This is a genomic window from Thauera sp. (assembly GCF_035444905.1).
In the GTDB taxonomy this organism is placed as follows: Bacteria; Pseudomonadota; Gammaproteobacteria; order Burkholderiales; family Rhodocyclaceae; genus Thauera.
The window spans coordinates 1-20,982 of the sequence record NZ_DAOMPS010000064.1 but is presented as its reverse complement, the minus strand read 5'-3'; the positions used below and the strand labels follow the sequence as shown (position 1 = coordinate 20,982).

13 protein-coding genes, 2 tRNA genes and 4 pseudogenes are annotated in these 20,982 nt (G+C 17.9%); 16 read left to right on the top strand and 3 right to left on the bottom strand.

Translation table 11 applies throughout. The annotated features are described in order from the left end of the window. Positions 1–2,532: 2,532 nt before the first annotated feature. From PLC66_RS19595 to PLC66_RS19570, 6 genes are all read left to right on the top strand, one after another. A tRNA-Met gene (locus tag PLC66_RS19595) sits at positions 2,533–2,603 on the top strand. Positions 2,604–5,574: 2,971 nt separating this feature from the next. Further along, positions 5,575–6,270: a hypothetical protein gene (locus tag PLC66_RS19590; RefSeq protein WP_324543636.1), complete on the top strand. Its 696-nt coding sequence runs from the start codon at positions 5,575–5,577 to the stop codon at positions 6,268–6,270. A 115-nt stretch (positions 6,271–6,385) separates the two neighbouring features. Continuing rightward, complete coding sequence (locus tag PLC66_RS19585; protein WP_324543634.1) at positions 6,386–6,568, top strand: ATP synthase F0 subunit C; 183 nt, start codon at positions 6,386–6,388, stop codon at positions 6,566–6,568. A 228-nt stretch (positions 6,569–6,796) separates the two neighbouring features. Then, a tRNA-Phe gene (locus PLC66_RS19580) sits at positions 6,797–6,868 on the top strand. 530 nt (positions 6,869–7,398) lie between these two features. Further along, entirely contained in the window at positions 7,399–8,520 is a 1,122-nt protein-coding gene (locus tag PLC66_RS19575) for a hypothetical protein (RefSeq protein WP_324543632.1), read from the top strand. A gap of 60 nt (positions 8,521–8,580) precedes the next feature. Next, positions 8,581–9,879, top strand: a complete 1,299-nt coding sequence (locus PLC66_RS19570; RefSeq protein WP_324543631.1) for a hypothetical protein — start codon at positions 8,581–8,583, stop codon at positions 9,877–9,879. A gap of 26 nt (positions 9,880–9,905) precedes the next feature. Here PLC66_RS19570 and PLC66_RS19565 read toward each other — a convergent pair whose 3' ends face one another. From PLC66_RS19565 to PLC66_RS19555, 3 genes and pseudogenes are all read right to left on the bottom strand, one after another. Beyond that, entirely contained in the window at positions 9,906–10,445 is a 540-nt protein-coding gene (locus PLC66_RS19565; RefSeq protein WP_324543629.1) for a hypothetical protein, read from the bottom strand. Between the two features lie 731 nt (positions 10,446–11,176). Continuing rightward, positions 11,177–12,001, bottom strand: a pseudogene (locus PLC66_RS19560) (NADH-quinone oxidoreductase subunit D-related protein); the annotation flags it as partial. 12 nt (positions 12,002–12,013) lie between these two features. Beyond that, a complete protein-coding gene (locus tag PLC66_RS19555; protein WP_324543627.1) occupies positions 12,014–12,385 on the bottom strand; it encodes a hypothetical protein in 372 nt (123 codons plus the stop codon). Positions 12,386–12,516: 131 nt separating this feature from the next. Between PLC66_RS19555 and PLC66_RS22985 the strand changes: the two genes are divergently transcribed. From PLC66_RS22985 to PLC66_RS19515, 10 genes and pseudogenes are all read left to right on the top strand, one after another. After that, positions 12,517–12,999 carry a proton-conducting transporter transmembrane domain-containing protein gene (locus PLC66_RS22985; protein ID WP_503012247.1) on the top strand — a complete coding sequence of 161 codons (483 nt, stop codon included), beginning with the start codon at positions 12,517–12,519 and terminating at the stop codon, positions 12,997–12,999. A 14-nt stretch (positions 13,000–13,013) separates the two neighbouring features. After that, positions 13,014–13,424, top strand: a pseudogene (rpsL, locus tag PLC66_RS19550) (30S ribosomal protein S12). 84 nt (positions 13,425–13,508) lie between these two features. Beyond that, positions 13,509–13,895 (top strand): annotated as a pseudogene (gene nuoB, locus PLC66_RS19545) (NADH-quinone oxidoreductase subunit NuoB); the annotation flags it as partial. Positions 13,896–13,944: 49 nt separating this feature from the next. After that, positions 13,945–14,361, top strand: a complete 417-nt coding sequence (locus PLC66_RS19540; RefSeq protein WP_324543625.1) for a hypothetical protein — start codon at positions 13,945–13,947, stop codon at positions 14,359–14,361. 283 nt (positions 14,362–14,644) lie between these two features. Next, positions 14,645–15,331 (top strand): annotated as a pseudogene (locus PLC66_RS22980) (hypothetical protein). A gap of 472 nt (positions 15,332–15,803) precedes the next feature. Next, positions 15,804–16,187 (top strand): hypothetical protein, encoded by a 384-nt coding sequence (locus PLC66_RS19535; protein WP_324543623.1) that lies wholly within the window; start codon positions 15,804–15,806, stop codon positions 16,185–16,187. Between the two features lie 540 nt (positions 16,188–16,727). Beyond that, positions 16,728–16,988: a hypothetical protein gene (locus PLC66_RS19530; protein WP_324543621.1), complete on the top strand. Its 261-nt coding sequence runs from the start codon at positions 16,728–16,730 to the stop codon at positions 16,986–16,988. Between the two features lie 130 nt (positions 16,989–17,118). Next, complete coding sequence (locus PLC66_RS19525) at positions 17,119–18,372, top strand: hypothetical protein (protein ID WP_324543619.1); 1,254 nt, start codon at positions 17,119–17,121, stop codon at positions 18,370–18,372. 141 nt (positions 18,373–18,513) lie between these two features. Beyond that, the gene (locus PLC66_RS19520; protein WP_324543616.1) at positions 18,514–18,891 is read left to right on the top strand and encodes a hypothetical protein; all 378 of its coding nucleotides are present in this window, start codon (positions 18,514–18,516) and stop codon (positions 18,889–18,891) included. A gap of 624 nt (positions 18,892–19,515) precedes the next feature. After that, entirely contained in the window at positions 19,516–20,487 is a 972-nt protein-coding gene (locus PLC66_RS19515; protein ID WP_324543614.1) for a hypothetical protein, read from the top strand. Positions 20,488–20,982: the final 495 nt, after the last annotated feature.

Genomic DNA, 20,982 nt, shown 5'->3' with positions numbered 1-20,982 from the left:
TGAAAATTAAATTTCATTTTTCCATCTGAAAAGTGAACATTATAGACGTAAATTTGTATTTTTATTCACAATAATTTACATTAATTATGCACATTTTCAGAACAAATTAATGAAAACTGAATTTCATTTTTCCATCTGAAAAGTGAACATTTAAGACGTAAATTTACATTTTTTGTCTACAAATTATTTTATAAAATTTATAAAATTTGATTTTTATACTTAAATATGAATATTTTTATTTTAATAAAATAATAAAAATATTTATTTTATTTTTAAATAAAATTTATTTTGTATATTATGCGGTTTTTATAGGTCTTGATAACACTCATTGAACAATAACTATTTATTTCACATCATTAATTGTAGATATGTTTATAAAAAAATGCATTTTTTCATGAAATGAAACCGTTGAATGATTTACTGATAATTTTGTATTTCGTTTCAGGAAAAAATTTTATGAAGAAGGGATGCTTGAAATTTGAGATATAGATTATTATGATGAAAACAAAAAAAGATCGTTTTTTCAAAAAACATTTAAACAAGCGATTGAAGATTGTTATGATAAAGATGGTATAATTTTTTGAAAAAAAGGTTATTCTATTATATGACTTGTTTTTTTTTGTTGATTTACAGGTAACTATGTGTTTTTATTTTATTTATGAGCTGTATGAGTTATTTAATAAAATTATATCGTTTAAATATTAATTATTAATTTTACAATATGATTATATATTTTAATTATTAAATAATATTTTATTTTTATAAATAAAGAAAATTAAAAATTAAATTTATTTTAATGTAATTGTTCATTATATTTTAATTTTTTATAAATTAAAAAAATAAATGAAATTTTTTTTTTATATTATTTAATTTTTTTAAAATATATTAATTATTTTTTTAAATTTAAATATTATCAAATGTTTTTGATAATATTTTTTTTTTTTAATAATTTTTTTTTTACTATTAAACAAACTTTTCATCAAAATTTTTTTTTGTATAATTCGTTTTGAAATTATATTTACATATTAAATGATAATAATAATAGTATTATTTTAATAATTATTTTATTTTTTATTTTAAATACTTTTTTTAATAAAAATATTATAATGAATATTTTAATTTTTTTTTTTTTTTTAATTTTGAATAAAATTATATGGTTTAATTTTTTATTAAGTGATTTTATTAATAATAATGTATCACTATTAAATGGTTTATTGTTAATTCATCCTTTTTTAGTTTATTTAACATATATTTTATGTATTAATTTTTTCCTAATTTATATTAATTTAAAAAAATTAAATATTTTTGTTATAAATCAATTATATAATGTAATTTTATTTATTATTGCAGTAAATTGATTATCATTGGTTTTAGGTGGTTTGTGAGCTCAACAAGAATTAAATTGAGGGGGTTGGTGAAATTGAGATTTTGTTGAAATTATATTATTAATAATTTTTTTACATTTAATTTATTTTGTTCATTTTAATATTTTTAAAAATTATAATTTATTAATTAATTTTTTTTTGTCGTTAATTTTTTTTTTATTTTTGTTTATTTATTTGGTGCGTATTGATATTATAAACTCAATTCATAATTTTAATAGTATTAATTTAAAAGATAATTATTTTTATTTTTTTATAAAAATATTTTTTTTTATATATATGTATAAATTAATTTTTTTTAAAAATTTTTTTAAAAAATATAATATAATTAATTATAATATTATTAATATTTTTTTAAAAAATTTGAATAATTTATTATTGATTTATATTTATGTTAATGTTTTATTTTTTGAAAAAAATATATTTTTACTTGATTTAAATAAATATATAAAATATTTATACATTTTTATGTTTATTTATTTGTTTATTTTTTTAAAAATATTTAAATATTTTTTATTTTTTTTTTTAATTATTTTTTTTTTTTTATATGGCTTATTTTTTTTAGAAAAAATATTTCTTATTTATATTTTAAGTATTATATATTTATATTATAAATTTACTGTGAAACATATTTTTTTTTATATATTTGTATTATATATTATATATTTTAATAAATTCAATATTAATATTATTTTAATATTTGATATTTTTAATAAATTTTATATTAATAATAACTATATTTTTACTAACTTAAATTTAAATTTTTTTAAAAATAATAAATATAATTTAATAAATTATTCGTATATTAATAAACAATTAGAGTTTTTTAATTTTAATGTTAATGACATTTATATTAATAATTTGACCTTTTTTAAAAATATTTTAATTATGGTGTATAATTTATTCGAATTTAATTGTATGAAGATTTTAGAAGATGTGTTTGTTATAAAAAATAATTTTATTTTATTTATTATGTATGGTATAATTTTTTTTTATATATATATTTTGTATAAAATTAATAAATTTTTCATAAAAATATTAAATTTTAATTTTTTTTTTAATAAGTTTTAATTGGTATAATTTTATTAAAAATTAAATTTCATTAAACTACACTTAAATTGTATTAATTTAATTTGTAATTAAATTAATAGATTGTGTAGTTTAATGGTAAAACAATAATCTCATAAGTTATGTATATAAGTTCGATTCTTATCGCAATCTTAAAAATTAAAATTGCTAAAAAATTTGATTTAAATTAAAAATTCAATTTTATTTTTATTTTTAATTTTTTTTATTATGGTTTTTTATTATGGTTTTTTTTAAACGTAAAATTAAAACTAAACAAGTAGAACGTACATTTCAAAAAAATAGATTTTTTACTGCACCAAAAAAAATAAAATTCCGATTAGGAGATTCAATAATAATAAGTTTAAAAGAAACTAGAATTGAATTATTACATATTGGTAGAATGAAAAGGCTTTTTAAAAAAACACTTACTAAAAAATCATGACATTATGGAAAAAAAGAAAAAATTTGATATTATGGAAAAACGTATTTTTATTTGCAAAAAAAATCAAAAAATTCACGTATGGGTAAAGGTAAAGGTACAGCTGATAGAAAAGTTTTAAAATTAAAAAAAAATTTTGTTTTGTTTGAATGTAAAGGATTGTCTTTTTACAAATTAAAATGATTAGTTAATAAAATTAATAAAAAATTGAATTTTAAATTTGCATTTTTTTGTAAAAAATTAATATTAAACTCAAGCTGATTTAAAAAAAAAAGTTATGGTTTTTTTTATAAAAAATATTTACTTACGTAATAATTTTATAATTGTGTAATTGTGTTTTATAAAATAAAATAATTTTAAGATAATTGCTAATATTTATATGATTTAAATATTAATTGTAGAAATTGAATGTAAATATTATTCTTTCTTTTTTAACCAATTTCAGACCTTCAAATTTTTCATATTTAGATGATATTAGTTTTTTAAAAATTAGAAAAAATTCAAAAATTATTTTACGAAATTTTTTTTTATTTTTAATATTATTAAAATATTTAACCAATAAAAAAAAAAAAAGTTTTTTAAATCAAACAATTTGGATAAAACCTACAAAAAAAAAACTAATAACTATATTAAAAGCACCTTATAAAAATAAATTAGCTCGTAACCAACTTTTATTAAAACGTTTTTTTATTTTTTATAAATTAAAATTAGTATTAAATGATGATATAGAAATTAAAAATTTTAATAATATTATTGAATTAGTTCAATTTTTTAAAAAATTTAATTTTTTTTTAGAATCTAGTCTTATATATCAATATAAAACAAAAATTAATTTTAATTTTTTTTATAATGATTTTTTTACTATAAATTAAAAATTTATTTTTATAAATTTTTAATTTATATTTAATAACTAAAAGATATAAATTCATTGACTGTTTATGATAAATATATGCATTACGATTTAATTATTTATAATTCAAATTTTTGAAAAATTTTAAAATTAAAAAATGTAGATTTACATTTTTATAATTTTAATTTTAAAAAAATTAGTTTATCAGCCCGTACTATAATTTTTTTAATAATTATAACTGTAATGTTTAATCAAATAAATTATTTTAAATGTGATTTAATTAAATTTAAATATTTGTTTTTTACAAAATATTTTATGAATTTAATTAGATATAAATTTTTTTCATTTTTTTTAAATTTAATGTTTTAACTAAATTATTTTATAATTTGTATAAATAAGTGGATCAATTAAGATTAAATTTTAAATTAACTTTTTTTTTTTTAAAAAATACAAACTCAAATAATTATGTTTATTTTTATAATAATTTTGTAGACCCTAGTATTCATATCAATTATTTGTATTTAGGTGCTAGTTATGCTGAAGAATCTTGATTTAATAAAAATATTTTTAAAAAACTAGTAGAAGTTGATAATAATATGTTTGTACCTAAAATTTCTTTTAAAAAAAAAAAAATGAAATGTAAAAAAATTTTTTTTAAAAAAAAAGTTTTTATAAATTTATTATATTTTTAATTTTATTTTGTTAAAGTTTTACTTTTATAATTTTTACCCAATTATGTCTTTTTTAATTTTTTTTATGTTTTTGTGAATTTTTTTTTTTGGTTGTAATTCACAATTTTACAGGTCTATTCTACAAGTTACTGATATTTTAAAAAATTCAAAACCTGTAAAAAAAATTAATTTTTTGTTTTTCACATTTTGAATAATTATTCTTTTGGTTTATTTTTTTTTTTTTATATATTTTTTTAAATTTGATTTTCAAATTTTTTGATTCAATCATTTAAAAATTTCAAATATTTTTAGTAATATTGCTTTTGTTTTTTTTTCAATTTGTATTTTATTTTTATTTATTATTTTATTTTTTAGAAATCAAAATGCAATTCGCAATATTGATTTTTTTTTCTCTATAGCTAATTTAATTTTATTTATTGTTTTCTTTTTCTTAAATAATACATTTTATACATTTTTTTTTAATTTAGAGATTATATCTTTGACTATATTGTATAAATTTAGTGTATCAAAATTGTTTTTTAATAAAAACAATTATAAAGATAATAAAAATTTATTCAAATCAAATTTGTTTAAGTTTTTTTTAAATACACTTTTTTTTCAATATTGGGTTAATTTTTTTAGTTCAATTTTTTTATTATTTGTAATATTGAATTTAATGTTTATGTATGGTTCTTCTGAATGAATTGTTTTAAATGTTTTATGTTTGTTTAATTTTAATTTTTTTTTAGTTTTTAATTTTTTTTTTTTTATTATTTTATGGGTTTTTTTTTTTATTGGTTTTTTTTTAAAATTGGGAGGGGCTCCATTACATTTTTTTAAAATTGAGGTGTACAAAGGTCTTTCATTTATATCAATTTTTTTTTATACAACAATTTATTTTTTAAGTTTTTTTTTATTTTTTGTATATTTAATATTGGTATATTTAAATTGTTTCAAAAATTTTTGAATATTTATATTTTTAATTTTTTTTGTAATAAGTTTTATATATTTGTTATTTTTAATTTTTAATATTACGTTTTTTAAAAATTTTTTTGCTTATAGTACAATTGTTAATATTTTTTCATTTTTTTGCATTTTATTATTATCATTATAAAATTAATAATTAATAAATACATTATTTGTTAATTTTAATTATTGTAGAAATTGAAATTTTTTAAATTTTTTAAAATTAAAAAAAATATTCTAAATTCTTTTGAAAACACTTTTTTTACTAACCAAATAAATTATTCGTATAAAAAATTTTATATTTCAAATAGAAAAAAATTAACTAAAGTTAATAATAAATTTAAAAATTGTAATTTAACGATTGTTAATAAATTTTTAAATATTTCTACAAGATCTGGTAAAAAACGTACTATTTTTGTAAATTTGCAAAAATTTTATAGTATTTATTTATTTGGTTTTTTTTTTAGTAACGATTTAAATTTAGATTCTATGAATTTCATTAACGATAAATTTGATTATAATAGTGATGTTAATATTAATAATAATGGTTTTAATGAAGAATTTTTTAAAAGTTTCCCATACTTTAATTTAATAAAGAAATTAATAATTGATGATTCTTCGTTTATTAATTTGAATAATTTAATTAATTTTGTCTTACCATTATATAATACTCTTTTCACAATTAAAGTAAAAAAGTTAGGTAAAAAAATGAAAGCAAAATATAAAAAAAAATATTTATATAAATTAAGTTATGTTTACCCAAAAAACCGAACTAACTTAACTTTGAAATTTATGAATTTTCAATCTTTACAAGTTAAAAATTATTATTTGCCAGAACGTTATACAAAAATGTTTGCATCAATTATTTTAGCACCACAAGATTCTTTGGCATGAAAACAACGTGTTTATGCATATTCAAATATTGTAAAAAAATACAAACGCAACTAATTATTTAATTAATTATGTGTTATTAGTTTTAGTTGCAAAAACTTTAGTTTTAGGTGGTTGCATGTTACCAATTGCTTTAGGTGCTTTAGGTACTGGTATTTTATTTGCTGGTTATAATTTAGCTGTTGCTAGAAATCCTGAAGAAGCTGAAGGTATTTTTAATACAACATTAATGGGTTATGCTTTAATTGAAACCTTTGTTTTCATGTCATTTATTGCCGCATTCGTTATTTATTCAATCTAATTATTTAATATTTAATTTGAATCATTGAATGCCTTATATTATTTTAATTTTTAAAGTATTATTTACATGTATTTTTGCTATTGCTGTACGAGGTACTTTACCTAGATATAGATTTGATCAAGCAACACAGTTAAATTGAAAACATTTTATATATATATGATTCATATTTATTTTATTCAATTTAACTTATTTATTTATTTTTTGCTAATAAAATTATAACACATTTATGTCTAGGTAGCTCAGTGGCAGAGCGTTAGGCTGAAAACCTAAAGGTCATTGGTTCAACCCCAATTCTGGACAAGTGCGTAGCTTTTTTGATAAATCAAACGTATTTTGACTATATTGATTATCATTTTGATTATCAATTTTCTGATCATTTTCTTTTGTACGCGATTTAGCTGTTTTATGTTTTTCAAACTTATTCTTATTCTTATTTTTATTCTTATTCTTATTTTTAATTAATCATTTAAATATGATTATTATTGTATTTTTTTTTCAAGAAAAAATAGAAGAAAAAATAGCTTATATTAATTTAGATTTATTAATTAGATTTTTTAATTTATTTAAACGTAATTTTAAATTAGTTTTAAATTTTTTAAGAATTAGATTTATTTTATTTTGGGTTTTTATTAAAGATACAACTAAAAAGTTATATACATTTATTTTTGCTATTTATGATAATATTAAATTAAAAAATTATAAATGAAAACCATTATTTAAAAAAACTTCATATTTTGGTTTTTTTAGATCTAATCGAACAAAATGGTTTAAATAATTTAAATTTAATAAAAAAATAAAAAAGGTTTTTAAAAAGGTTTTTAAAGCAGCTAATGTTGCGCAAATTATATATTTATTTACTTATTAGATCTTCTATTTTTAAATATATTCACAATAACAATAACAACAATATTTTAACTAAAAAAAATTTTTCTTTTTATTTATTTTATTCGTTTTATAATTTTTTTTCTTATAATAATAATTTATTTTTTAAAAATTACATTTTATCAAATTTTTTTAAACATTTTTTTCTTTTTAATAATTTTTTTATTAATTTATCATTTTTTAAACAATTTGCAATAAATAAATTATGTAAACATCCTATTTTAAAATTCACAAGAAAACGTTTTAAATATTTAAGTTTCAATGAATTTGAAAATGAGGTTGAAGAAAATAAAATTCAAACAGATAATTTTAATTTTGTTAATTATACAAATGTTTTTAATTTTTTATTAAAAAAAAATAAAAAAAAAATTTTAAAAAATAATTTAAAAAAAAAAAAATTTTTTTTTTTTTTTTTATTTGATATACCATATTATGAAAAAAAAATACTAATTTTTAATTCCAAATTAAATATTTCTGAAAAAAAAAAATTTACAATTTCGATTATTTTTGATGGAAAAAATATAATTTTAAAAAATAAAAATTTTTTATCAATTAATAATTTATATTTGTTTAATAATTTTAGAAATAATGTAATTTTATTATTAACAAGTGGTTTAGATTTGAATATTTTTTTAAAAAATTTTATAATCGAATTTCATAAAATTTTTAAAAAAGAAATTAATTATGAATTAATATTAAATTTTATTAATTTTTTTAATATAAATTCTTATATTGATGTATTACAAGATTTTCAAAATTCTGAAAATTCTGAAAACATGTTGAATTGTAGTTATTGTGATATTGAACATAATACAAATTTTTCATATACTCATAACAAAGGTTTAGTGAATTTTATTTTTTTTGATTTATTTTCAGAAATTTTTTTTAAAAAATTAGTATATAATTATGATTTGTATAGTTTATATAAAAAAAATGATTTAATAATTTTTTTAGTATTTTTTTTTTCAAAAAATTATAATTTTTGTAATAAATTTTTTTTAAATAATAATAATGAAATGTATGTACAAAATAAAAAAAAATTTTTTAATTATAAATTTAATGAAATTTGAAATAATGGTAATATTAAATTTAGTGATTTTTTTTATAAAATTGAAAATCAATTAAATATTTTGTATGAAATACAAGATACAGAAATTAATAATAATATTTTTATTTTAGAATTAGAAATTAATAATTTATTTTTTTTTAAACTTAATAATAATGTTTTTGATTTTTTAAAAACTTTTTTTTTTTTTAAAAAAAAAGAAATTTTTTTTTTTTATATAAATTGTATTGAATATTTATTTAATGAATATATTATTGATTTTTTTTTTTATAAAATTATTTTGAGTTTTTCTTTTTTTTTTAGTTTTTTTATAAATAAAAAATTTAATATATACAATTATGGTAGGTTTTTTTTTTGTAAAAATGAATTATTTTTTAATAAATATACTTTACCTATAAAAACTAATTATTTTAAAAAAATAAATAGACGTAAATTAAGAATTAAATTTCCGAAATTTAATAAAAATAAATTGAAATTTAAAAAATTATATAAATTAATTTTAAAAAGTTTTTTTATTACTTTTAAAAAATTTAATTTAAATGATTTTTTTAAAAACATTAATTCTACATATGGTTTTATGTCATTGAATTTTTTTTTTTTATTTATGAATTCAATTTTTGTAGAAGAACATTTAGTTGATTTTGATCATCTTTTTTGGGACTTAACAACACATATAAATAGGAATGTAATTTTAAATCGTTTAAGTAGTAATACTATGAATGTTGAAGATTATTATATTTATAATAGTCATTTACCTGTTTTGACGACAGATTTACCTATAAAACAACGATTTTTAAAATCTGTTGAAACTCTTGCATCTTTAAGTTTAAATAAATTTCATCAATTATATTTCATTTCATTTTTTGAATCTTTATTTAAAAAAAAATTTTTTGTTAGATTTGAATCTAATTTTTTTAGAAGATATAAACCAGAAACAGCTGCAAAATTATTTATAAAAGGTTATCAAAATTTTAATTTTAAAATTTTAAGGAATTTACATACTACAGAATTTTTGGAGATTATATGGTATTCGTTTCAATTTAGAGATTTAAGGTTGTTGAATAATTGGTTGAAAAAAATTATGCCAATGGTTAAATTGAAAGATCATAAAAAATTGATTGCTTGTATGAAATTAATTTTAGAAAATAATAGTATTTTTTTTAGAACAACATTAGGTGTGAATGGTTTTTTTTTTAAAATAAAAGGTAAAATAAGTGTTACAGGTAACGCAAAAAAACGAAGTTCAGTAATACGATTTGGTAATGTAAGTCTATCATCTAAATATTTAAAACTAGAGTATGAAGAAGGTGAAATAAATACAAGAGTAGGTATATTAGGTTATAAAATGTTTTTATGTTATTAATATAACTATTAATATAATTTTTATATTCATACACCTTTTTTACCTTTTCTTTTTATTATAACCATTTTTGACAATCTTAAACCACGTAATGTATATGGGTTTATTTTTCTGACATTTACTATTTTATTACTTATTTTTTTAAGTCTATGTATACTTTTACTTTTTAATAAAAATTTATATTTGGATAATTTTTTAATTATTATTTTTTTTAAAAATGTAATTTTTATGTGTGATACACCAAAAAAAAATTGAATCATTTTTTTTTTTCTAAGTATTTTAATTTTATAACCTTTACCTTTAAATTTTATTTTTAAAAAATTATAAGAATATAAGTTTTTTAAAAATTTATTAATAGTATTATTCATATAAATTGATGTATTACTACACTCATCAAACAATAATTTAATATTATTTGTTTCTTTATTTAAATATAAATTTTTAGTGTTTATTTTTAATTTTAAAAAAATTACATTATTATATACAAAAACGTGAACTGTTTTTTCATTATTTGTTTTTATACATAAAAAATTAAAAATTACAGGTAAATAAACATTTCTAAAAATCATTTTAAAACTTTAAACATACATAACCATTAATAATATACCACTCAATTTGTATTTTATTGCAACATTCTGAGGTGTTAAACCTATGTTTGTTGATAAAACATATTGATTTTTTTTTAATAATGCATTGTTTGATAATTCTTTATACGTTATAGTTCTTACACCAGAAGGTCTAAATAAGTTTTTTAATCTCAATTTATTTTTTGTGTTAATTGAGATATAATAATAATTATCATGAGTTTGTGTTATTTTATCTACTGGTTTTCTTATGTAATTTATAAACCTAAAGCTTATTAACAATTTAATTAATTTCATATCATTTTTATTAATTCTCATTTTTATAAAATCACGTTTTATTTGCGATGCCAATTTAATATTATTCAGAATTTTATGAAATTTCATTTATCAATTATTTATTTGTATGTTTTGTAAATTATTAGTAATAAAAAGTTTTTTCATTTGATGTCTTGATAAGTTTGAAATTTTATATACACCTTTATAACGACCTGATTTTAAACAAATATTATTTTGTTTCGCAATTGGTGTTTTATTTAAAATTAACGACAATTTATAGTTCGCATACGCGCGAGTGATAGGTTTGGTATTTTTATTACTTAATATACTTTTTAAAATTATTTTTTTTATTTCTGATTTTACAGCAAATTTTGCTTTTAATACTTCTTTTTCTATGTGTGTTAGATTGTTTTTAGTTCGTCAAATCATTTTTAAATAAATTATCTATCAATTTCTCCAAATACTATGTCAATAGTACCCATTAATGTTACTAAATCTGCTAAAAAATGACCTTTAGCTAAAACTGGTAATACTTGTAAATGATGTAAAGCTGGTGATCTAACTTTGCATTTATAAGGCGTATTTGTGTTATCAGAAACTAAAGATACACCGAACTCACCTTTAGGTGATTCTACAGCTCTATAAGTTCAGCCTGATCTTACTTTAAAACCTTCTGTTCAATATTTAAAATGACTTATTAAATCTTCCATTGATCTGTACATGTTACTACTATTAGTTTTATGTGTGTTTTGTTTGTTTATATAATTGACTATTTGGTGTGATTTTATATTTTTATTTTTTATTTTTTTTTTATTTTTAAAAATTTTATTTATTACTTGGTTAATAATGTTAAGACTTTCGCTCATTTCATTCATTCTGATTAAAAATCTGTCATATGAATCGCCATTTTGACCAACAAAACTTCTAAAATTTAAATGGTAATAATTTGCATATGTTTCTAATTTATCTAATCTGATATCTCTTTTTAATCCAGTACTACGAGACATAACACCAGTTAAACCGTAATTTATACATGTCTCGTATGAATATGTACCAATATTTACCAATCTTTGTTTCCAAATTTTATTATATGTTAGTGTATTATGCATTTCATTTAATGTAGCAAAACAATTTCTACTAAAAAATAATATATCTTCAAGTAAAAATCTAGAAATTGATTTTAAATTAACTTCATTAGGTCTATAAAATGCTGCATGCATTCTAGCTCCTGAAACACGTTCATAAAATTCCATTAATTTTTCTCTTTCTTCAAATGCTCAAAAAATTGGTGACATACTACCAACATCTAATGCATGACAAGCTATTGCTAACATATGATTTAAAATACGGGTAATTTCATCATACAATGTTCGTATTAAAACAAAAGTCGCACTGTAATTTGTAGTACCTAATAAAGACTCAATCGCTAAACAATAAGCGTGTTCTTGGACTAACATAGAAACATAATCAAATCTATCAAAATATGGTAAAGAGTGTAAATAAATTTTATCTTCCATTAATTTTTCTGTACCACGGTGTAATAAACCAATGTGTGGGTCAATTTTTTCAATAATTTCACCATTTAATTGAACTATTAATCTTAAAACTCCGTGAGCAGCTGGGTGTTGAGGACCTACATTTAAATTCATTGTTTTTATATTTTTTAAAGTGTTTTTATCTTTTAATATTACCGGCTTTCAAAGCTGGAATATACTTCTATTCACATATATGTTTGTTTCAATTTTTATTGAATTATGAATTTTATACTAATGTGTGATTTATTTCATTAATTTTATTAAATATTTATATTTATATATATTTATTATTAAATATTTTTGCATTTATTTTTATGTTTGATTTAAAATACATACAATCCTTAAGTGATTTAAAAAAATTCAACAGAATACCTTATGTACATACATATATTACCTTAATATTTCTATCGTTAGCTGGTATACCACCTTTAATGGGTTTTTTAAGTAAATTCTTAATTTTTATTTATATTTTTTATAAAAATAATATTTTTTTTTTTTTTATATTTATATTTGGTAACATGTTTATAATTTATTTTTATATTCAAAATTTAAAATTTTTAGTTTCAAAAAATATTGAATTTTTTTTTTTTAATAAATTTAGTAATTTTTTACTTTTTAAAATAAACAATTTATTAAATTTATTAAATTTTTTTAATATTTTATTTTTTTTATATTTAGAAGATTTTTTAATTTTTATTAATTATAATTCTTCGTTTTTATTAATTTAATTTTTAGTTTTATTTTGTCAACATTACAACAACTTGGTAAAAGAATTTCTTTGAAAAAAAAAGCTCATCATCGAGCAGCAGCATTAAAAGGGTGTCCACAAGTTCGAGGTGCTGTTAAAAAAGCTAGAATTGTAACTCCTAGAAAACCTAATTCTGCTAGAAGACCGACTGCAAAAATTATTTTAACAAATAAACGTTGAGTGGTTGCACATTTACCTGGTATAGGACATAATATTAGACCACATTCTGCTGTTTTAGTTAGAGGTGGTGGCGCTAGAGATTTACCAGGTGTTCGTTTTACATGTATTCGTGGTGTTTTAGATTTTGCTGGGTTAGATTATAAAAAAAGACGAAGATCAATATATGGTGCAAAAAGACCTAAAGAAAAAATTACTCGAATAAGAAGAAAATTTAGATTTAGATAAATTTTTTAAATTGTATTTATATAAATTGTAATAGTGAGAGTAGATTATTTATTAACTCCTGTTAATGCAGTTGTATCTTGAGCTCGTCAAGGTTCTTTTTGGCCTATGACATTTGGTTTAGCTTGTTGTGCTGTTGAAATGATGCATACAACAGTCAGTCGTTACGATTGAGATAGATTTGGTGTAATTTTTCGTGCAAGTCCTAGACAATCGGATTTGATGATTGTTGCAGGTACATTAACAAATAAAATGGCACCAGCAATTAGAAGACTGTATGAACAAATGTTAGATCCTAAATGAGTTTTATCAATGGGTAGTTGTGCAAATGGTGGTGGTTATTATTATTATTCATATTCAGTTGTAAGAGGTTGTAATCGTGTTATTCCTGTTGATGTATATGTTCCTGGATGTCCACCAACAGCAGAAGCTTTGTTATTTGGTGTTTTATTTTTACAAAAAACTATTTATAGACAAATTGATGAAGAAGAAAGATTTAAAACCAATAAAAAAGGAAATGGTGATGGAGAAGAAAGATTTAAAACCAATAAAAGAGAAAAAGTTTGATAAATACAAACCTAAATATTTAAAAATAAAAAAAAAAAAATATAGACGATATGCTAAAATATTATATTTTAGAGCATGTTTAAAAAAAAAATTAAGAAGGATTCGTCGTACTAAATATATTGTGGTTTATAAATTTTTTGATTTTTTTAAAAAATTAATTTTTAAAAAAGAGTTTTTTATTTTTAAAAATTTTTTTTTAAAATTTAAATTAAAAATTAATTCAAATGTATTATTATTTCCGCATTTTGTATTTGAAAAACAATTTCTTTTTAAATTTGGTGAATACCAAACTGTGATTACAGATTTAACAAATAGTTCTATTTTTTTAAAAAAAAAATACGGCTTTTTAAATAATCCTGGTTTGAATTATTGAGTTAATACTAATAATAATATAGAAAATGCAGATCCAAAAGATCCTATTTTATATATAAAAAAATATATTGAAATAGATAATAATTTTAATTATTTAAATTTAATAAATTTTAAATATAATTTAAATTATAATATTTTTTTTTTTATTTTAGTAGATATTTATAAAATTGTATTATTTTTGCATTTTAAAAATATTAATAATTAATTTATAAATATATTTATTAAATTATACACCGATTACAAATGCATCAAGATTTAAAAAAAGAGTTACCAACTATGGTACATTGCACAAAAAATTTCGACCATTAATAACACATTTTGAAAAAAATTCTGGTCGAAATGTTTCTGGTAAAATAACAATTAGAGGTAGGGGTTGTAAATTAAAAAAAAATTTTATAAATTTGGATTTTAAACGTGTTTGGTCCAGTGATTTTGCTGTTTGTGTTGGGTTTTCTAAAATATCTAAAAGATCATCGTTCAATGCGTTGGTAAAATATTCAAACGGGACTTTTAGTTATATATTATCGTCAAACTCATTTAAAATAGGTTCTTACACATTTACAACTATCAATCCTATTAAATTTATGAAAATTAAAAAATTTTCGTGTTGTAATATTTTATTAAAATTTGTTAAATATTCTCATACACTTTTTAATGTAGAACCTTTTGTGAATTGTGGTGGTAAATATGCACGTTCTGCGGGTGTTTTTTGTAAAATTATTAATATTGATTTGTTAAATAAATACATAAAAATAAAATTACCTTCTGGTAAACAAAAAATTGTTTCGATTTTTTGTTTTGCAACGTTAGGTAGGGTGTCTAATATTTGACATTTAAAAGAACATTATTCAAATGCTGGTTTTTCACGAAGTGTAGGTTTCCGCCCAATTACTAGAGGTGTTGCTAGAAATCCTGTAGATCATCCACATGGTGGTCGTACTAAAACCAATTCACCAACACTCACCCCATGAGGTAGGATAGCAAAACGTGGTAAATAAATTTTTAAATTTTTGGCTCGTTCAAAATGAAAATTAGTTTATTTTACACCTTCTATTTGACGTAAAATATTATTGTTAAAAAGAAGAAAATTTTTAAGATGTAAAAAAGTATTTTTTGATAGATCTTCACATATTCCTGAATGTTTTTCAGGTAATTCATTTAGAATTCATAAAGGTTGAAGATACAGAAGATTGTTTGTACACCCCTATATTGTTGGTTATAAATTTGGTGAATTTTCTTTTTCTAGAAAACCATTTCATTTTCCATTAAGAAAAAGTTTAAAAAGAAAAAATCAATTTTTTCGTAAATAAATAATTGGGTCGTATAAGTTTGCCATTACTAAATAGATCTGGTAATTTTTTATTTTGGAATTCAATTTGAGATGATAAACATAATTATTCAAAAAACTTAAAGGAAGATATTTTTATAAAAATGTGCATTCCAATGATTTTTAGAACAAAATTTACTAAAAAATTTATTTTTTTTTTAAAAAAACAACATTTAAAAGAAAGTGAAATAATTCAAGGCGATATTTTAAATTTCACTAATATTGATTATAAAAATTTATGTAATTTTTATGCTAGAAAAAATAAGAAAATTGATACTTATTTTTCAAAAGTATGGGTTCTAAAGTACCAAGGTTGGGTTATTATTTATTTTTTTTATTATTCTTCACTTTTTAATAAATTTTTAAAATTCACAAAAACTCATGGAGTTTTTTTTTTTCAATATAATAATATTTTTTATAATTATTATACTAATTTTATAAAATTAAATTTTGATTTTAAAACATTTAAAAAAAATGCCAAAAAAGGTTTTATTTTTTAATTTTATTTTTTGAAATATAATTACGCATTCAATGGTAGGGTTATTGATACTACGATTAGTATAAAAAAATTTATAAAAAAAAATTTCGGATTGAATTTAGTTTTTATAAAAATTTTAGAAAATAGATTAGAAAAATTTGCAACCCACATAATAAACGAATTAACACACCAAGAAATTAAACATTTTTTATTATTATTATACAAAACTATTCCATATAAAACTTCTGTATATTCACGTTTTTGTTTAAATATTTATTTATTAGATTTAGCTACTTGTTATAAAGGGTGGCGTCATTACAAAGGTTTGCCAGCTAATGGTCAAAGAACTTGGTCTAATGGTTGAACAGCTTATAAATCTAATTATATTTTAAGAAATTTTAAAATAAAAAATGCAAAAAAATATTATATGAATGTACCGGCTAAAGAAGGTAATGTTGCTTATTTAGCTGAATATGTAAATATGCTGTGGCGTTTACAATGACCTATTGAATGATATTCAGCTAGAAATCACAGATTAAAATATTCAGGACATCCTGGTACTATGAAAATAGATTTATACTCAATGTGTAATTATCAAGTTATGCATCCTGCAAAATTAAAACGATTATCAAAAAAACAAAAACAAGCTTTTAAAAAAAATTATTTTTCATTAGGATTTGATGTAGGTTTTACTAGGCCTTTACTGAATTCAATTTTTAATGCATCAAGTAAAAATGATTTAAGTGTTAATGAGTTGAAAAGTTTTAAATTAGTTTTGCGTGATGAAAGATTGAATAAAAAAAAAAAAAAAATTAATATATAATTTTATTTTTCTTTAAAAGGTTTTTAAACCTGATATGGTTAAAAGTCCATGTGTCACAACACTACCAATTAATTATGATTACGATATTTATAATAATGATTATTACAATGATTACAATGATTGTACTGATTTGATTGATTCTTCTGATTCACTATTAAAATTCCATTTGGGTAATTTTTTTTTGTTTAATTTTTCTATTTTTAAAAATTATAAAATATTAATTAATATGTTATTAATTAATAAATTTAAAAAATATTTTTTTTATTTTTTAACAACTATAAAATTTACAAAATACAATTGGTGTTTACGTAAATATCGTTCAGAATGGATTCGTTATTTTTACCCACACAATGAGGTTATATCAGAAGAATTTTTGTATTTCAATGAATTTAATACTTTTGGTTTTTTTAATACAAATAAAAAGAAATTTTTAGTAAAAAGTTGTGTTAGTTTAAAACGTGTTTCAGGTTTGTTGAGATTAAGATTTAATTTAAACACAATTCTTTTAAAAAAAATTAAACATTTAAAATTTCATCAAAAATTATTTAATGAGTTTAAAATGAATAGGTATTTTTTTAAAAAAAAAAACACACATAAAATTGATTCTATTTTCCCATCTTTAAATTCAAACATTAATAATAATTATAATGATGAGACTAAATTGAATGTTTTTTTAGACTGCTTAGATGAAAAAAATAAACCATTAACAACTTTAGTTTTTAATGAAGATTATTTTAATTTATTAGGTGTTGGTTTTAATGAGAGTGGTGATGATAATATTGGTGATTTATCTAATACTGTAAAAAAATATTATAATGTTTTTAACTCAAATGGTGAAATAGATTATAATTATACTGGTGATAGTAGTGATGATTCTAATTTAGGTGATTATCCAACAAATACAAGTGTTGTATTTAAAGATGAAGAAAGTGATTCAGAATTGGATGAAAATAATCAAAGTGATCGTGAAAGTTATTATGGATTAGATGAAGATAAGAAAAAAAAATCTTTTTTTATTAAAAATAAAAAACGTAAAAAAAAAGCCTTAATAAAAAATAAAATTGCATTTAAAAATAAACATAAAATAAAAAAACTTAAATTAAATCTTTTTTCAAAAAAACCTTTTAAAGTGGGTTTTTTAAGTTCTAAAAAATTTGTTAAACGTGTATTAGGTCGCCGTGGATTACGAAAAAAAAAAAATTTACGCCCTTTTTTATTTAAAAATTTACCATTTGTAAATTCTTATTTTGATAAAAAACGTGATTTTGGTGATATCAATGATTTAGAAAGAAAAAATAATTTTTTTTTAAAAGATTCATTAGATAAACCTAAAAAAAATAAAATTTTTTATGATAAATTAAAAAATTTAAAACGTAAAAATTGAAGAAAAAAGAAAAAAAGACTCACTTTTTATAGTTTAAAAGATTACAGACCTTTAGAGGTACCCAAAACTAGATTTAAACGTCGTTTTAAAGCTATTGTTTTTAAAAATAGACAATTACTTTCTACTATGATAAAAAAAAAAATGAGACACCATTGGCATTTTTCTAAAATTATTAAAAATTTTATAAAACAACCGTTTAATGATTTTTTCTCTTTATTTGATTTATCATTATCTAGTATTTTATTAAGATCTCATTTTGTATTTGGTTTAAATGATTTAGATTTTTTTATTAATAATAATTTTGTTTATGTTAATAATAAAGTTGTTACAAATAAATTAAAAATTTTAAAAGTATCTGATAAAATAAATTTTGTATTTAATAAACATTACTATTATTATTATAGGCATACTTTAAGTTTATTTAAAAATAATTTTTCTAAATTGAGTGATTATAATTTTATGAGAAAAGGAAAAAAATTCCATTATTCTCGAACACCTAAACCAGACCACCCAAATTGAATTAAAAAATTTATTTATTTTAGAAAAGATATACCAAATTTTTTAGAAATCGATTTCATGACCATGACAATTATATTAATATATGCACCAAAATTTGTATTTGATTTAAATCGCAATGTTGTGAGATTTGTTAATCTTTATCAACGCCATTTATATAATTGGAGATTTATAATATAATATTTTTTTAAATAATATTTGTAGGGTTTTTTTAAAATTTTAAATTTAAGTTGAAAAAGAGTAAAAAAATTTTAAATATACGTGTTAAAAGAGTTTTTTAAATTGTTACAAACATATATAACTTTATTTCAATTTTTGGATAAAAAACAAATTAACTTTTTTTGTAAAATTATTATTATATTGTTTTTTATTTTTTTATTTTTTAATTTAAAACATTTTTTTTTTTGTATATAATTTTTTAAAATATTAATATAGTTTAACTAAAATTTTTATTTTAGTTTTTTTAGTACAATGTGGTACAATAGTTATTGAGTATGTGTTTATTTTGTGACTGCATTAATTTTTATTTATAAATTATTTTAATAAAATATGTAGGGTTTTTTTTTAAATTTATTTTTTTAAATTTATTTTTTTTTAAAATAATTTACGTTTTATACCAATCCAGTAGTGAGCTTTAGTAATTTTGATTGGATTTTTACATATACTGAAGATTTTTTATCTTATTCGTATAATTTAGTATCATTTAATTTATCAAATATGATTGTTAGTGATGGCAATTATTTTATAAATAAAATGTACGTTAGTAATTATAATTTTTTTTCATACGATTTGTTTATATCTGTTTTAATTACACAGATTTATTATATGACAGTAAATATGACACCATATTTTAATGAATTTTTTAAACATTTATTAAATTCTGTTGAATATACTGATTTTTTTTATATTCATCCTGAAATTTATTTTATTTTTAAAAATAATTCAAATTATTATTATGTGTATTTTACTGATTTAGCTGTGTCTTTACATACTAATCTTGTAACAGAAACTTTTATTCATACATTGTTTTCTTTTATTGAGCTTGTTTCATTTTTTATGCTATTATCATTTTTTTTAATTATGTATTTTTCATATTATAATAATTCAACGACAGAAGAAAATTTAATAGATCATGATTACATTGTTAATAGTACTACTGTTGAATCTGAAGAAGAAATTGGATCAATTGACGATACTTTTTTAACAGTACTTATTACAACATTATTATTTTTATGGTTTTTTTGGATTAATGGTTATTTTTTTTTTTTTACATTCTCACCACATACAATGGTTTTTTCATTATTCCCTTTTTTATATATGTTGATTGTTTTTATTCCTATGTCATTATTATTTGATTACGGAATTTATTTTTTAACTTATTTATCTGGTTCAGGTAAATCTACTTCTATTACAGTTGAATTCACATTTGATTATATTGCATTATCAATTTTTTTTTTAAGATTAATAGTACAAAACGTACGTTTAATTTTTATGGTTTTTACATTTACTGAATTGCATGAAATGATTCTTCTAAATAAAATTAATGTTAATTTTTGTTTTTTAGATGAATTAGTTTTAGCTGCTAAAGGTGGTTATTGAAATTTTTTTAAAAATGGTCATTACTATTTATTTAAATTATGTGGTGTTTTAGTACATTGAGCTTATGAACTATTTCATACATTTTTTATGCTTATTTTTCAATTTATTGCTTATTTTGCTATGATTTTTTGATTATTTTTATTTTTATATTCTATGTTTGCAGTTGAAATGCAGGAAGCTTATTTTTATATAAAAAGAAAAATTTTAGAAAGAAAAAATTTATCATATAGAAGAAGAAGAAAATCTTTTTTTTTTTTTTGGTAAATTTTTTGAATTTTTAATTATTTATTAAATAAATATAAGATTAAATTTTATTAAATAAATATAAGATTAAATTTTATTAAATAAATATAAGATTAAATTTTATTAAATAAATATAAGATTAAATTTTATTAAATAAATATAAGATTAAATTTTATTAAATAAATATAAGATTAAATTTTATTAAATAAATATAAGATTAAATTTTATTAAATAAATATAAGATTAAATTTT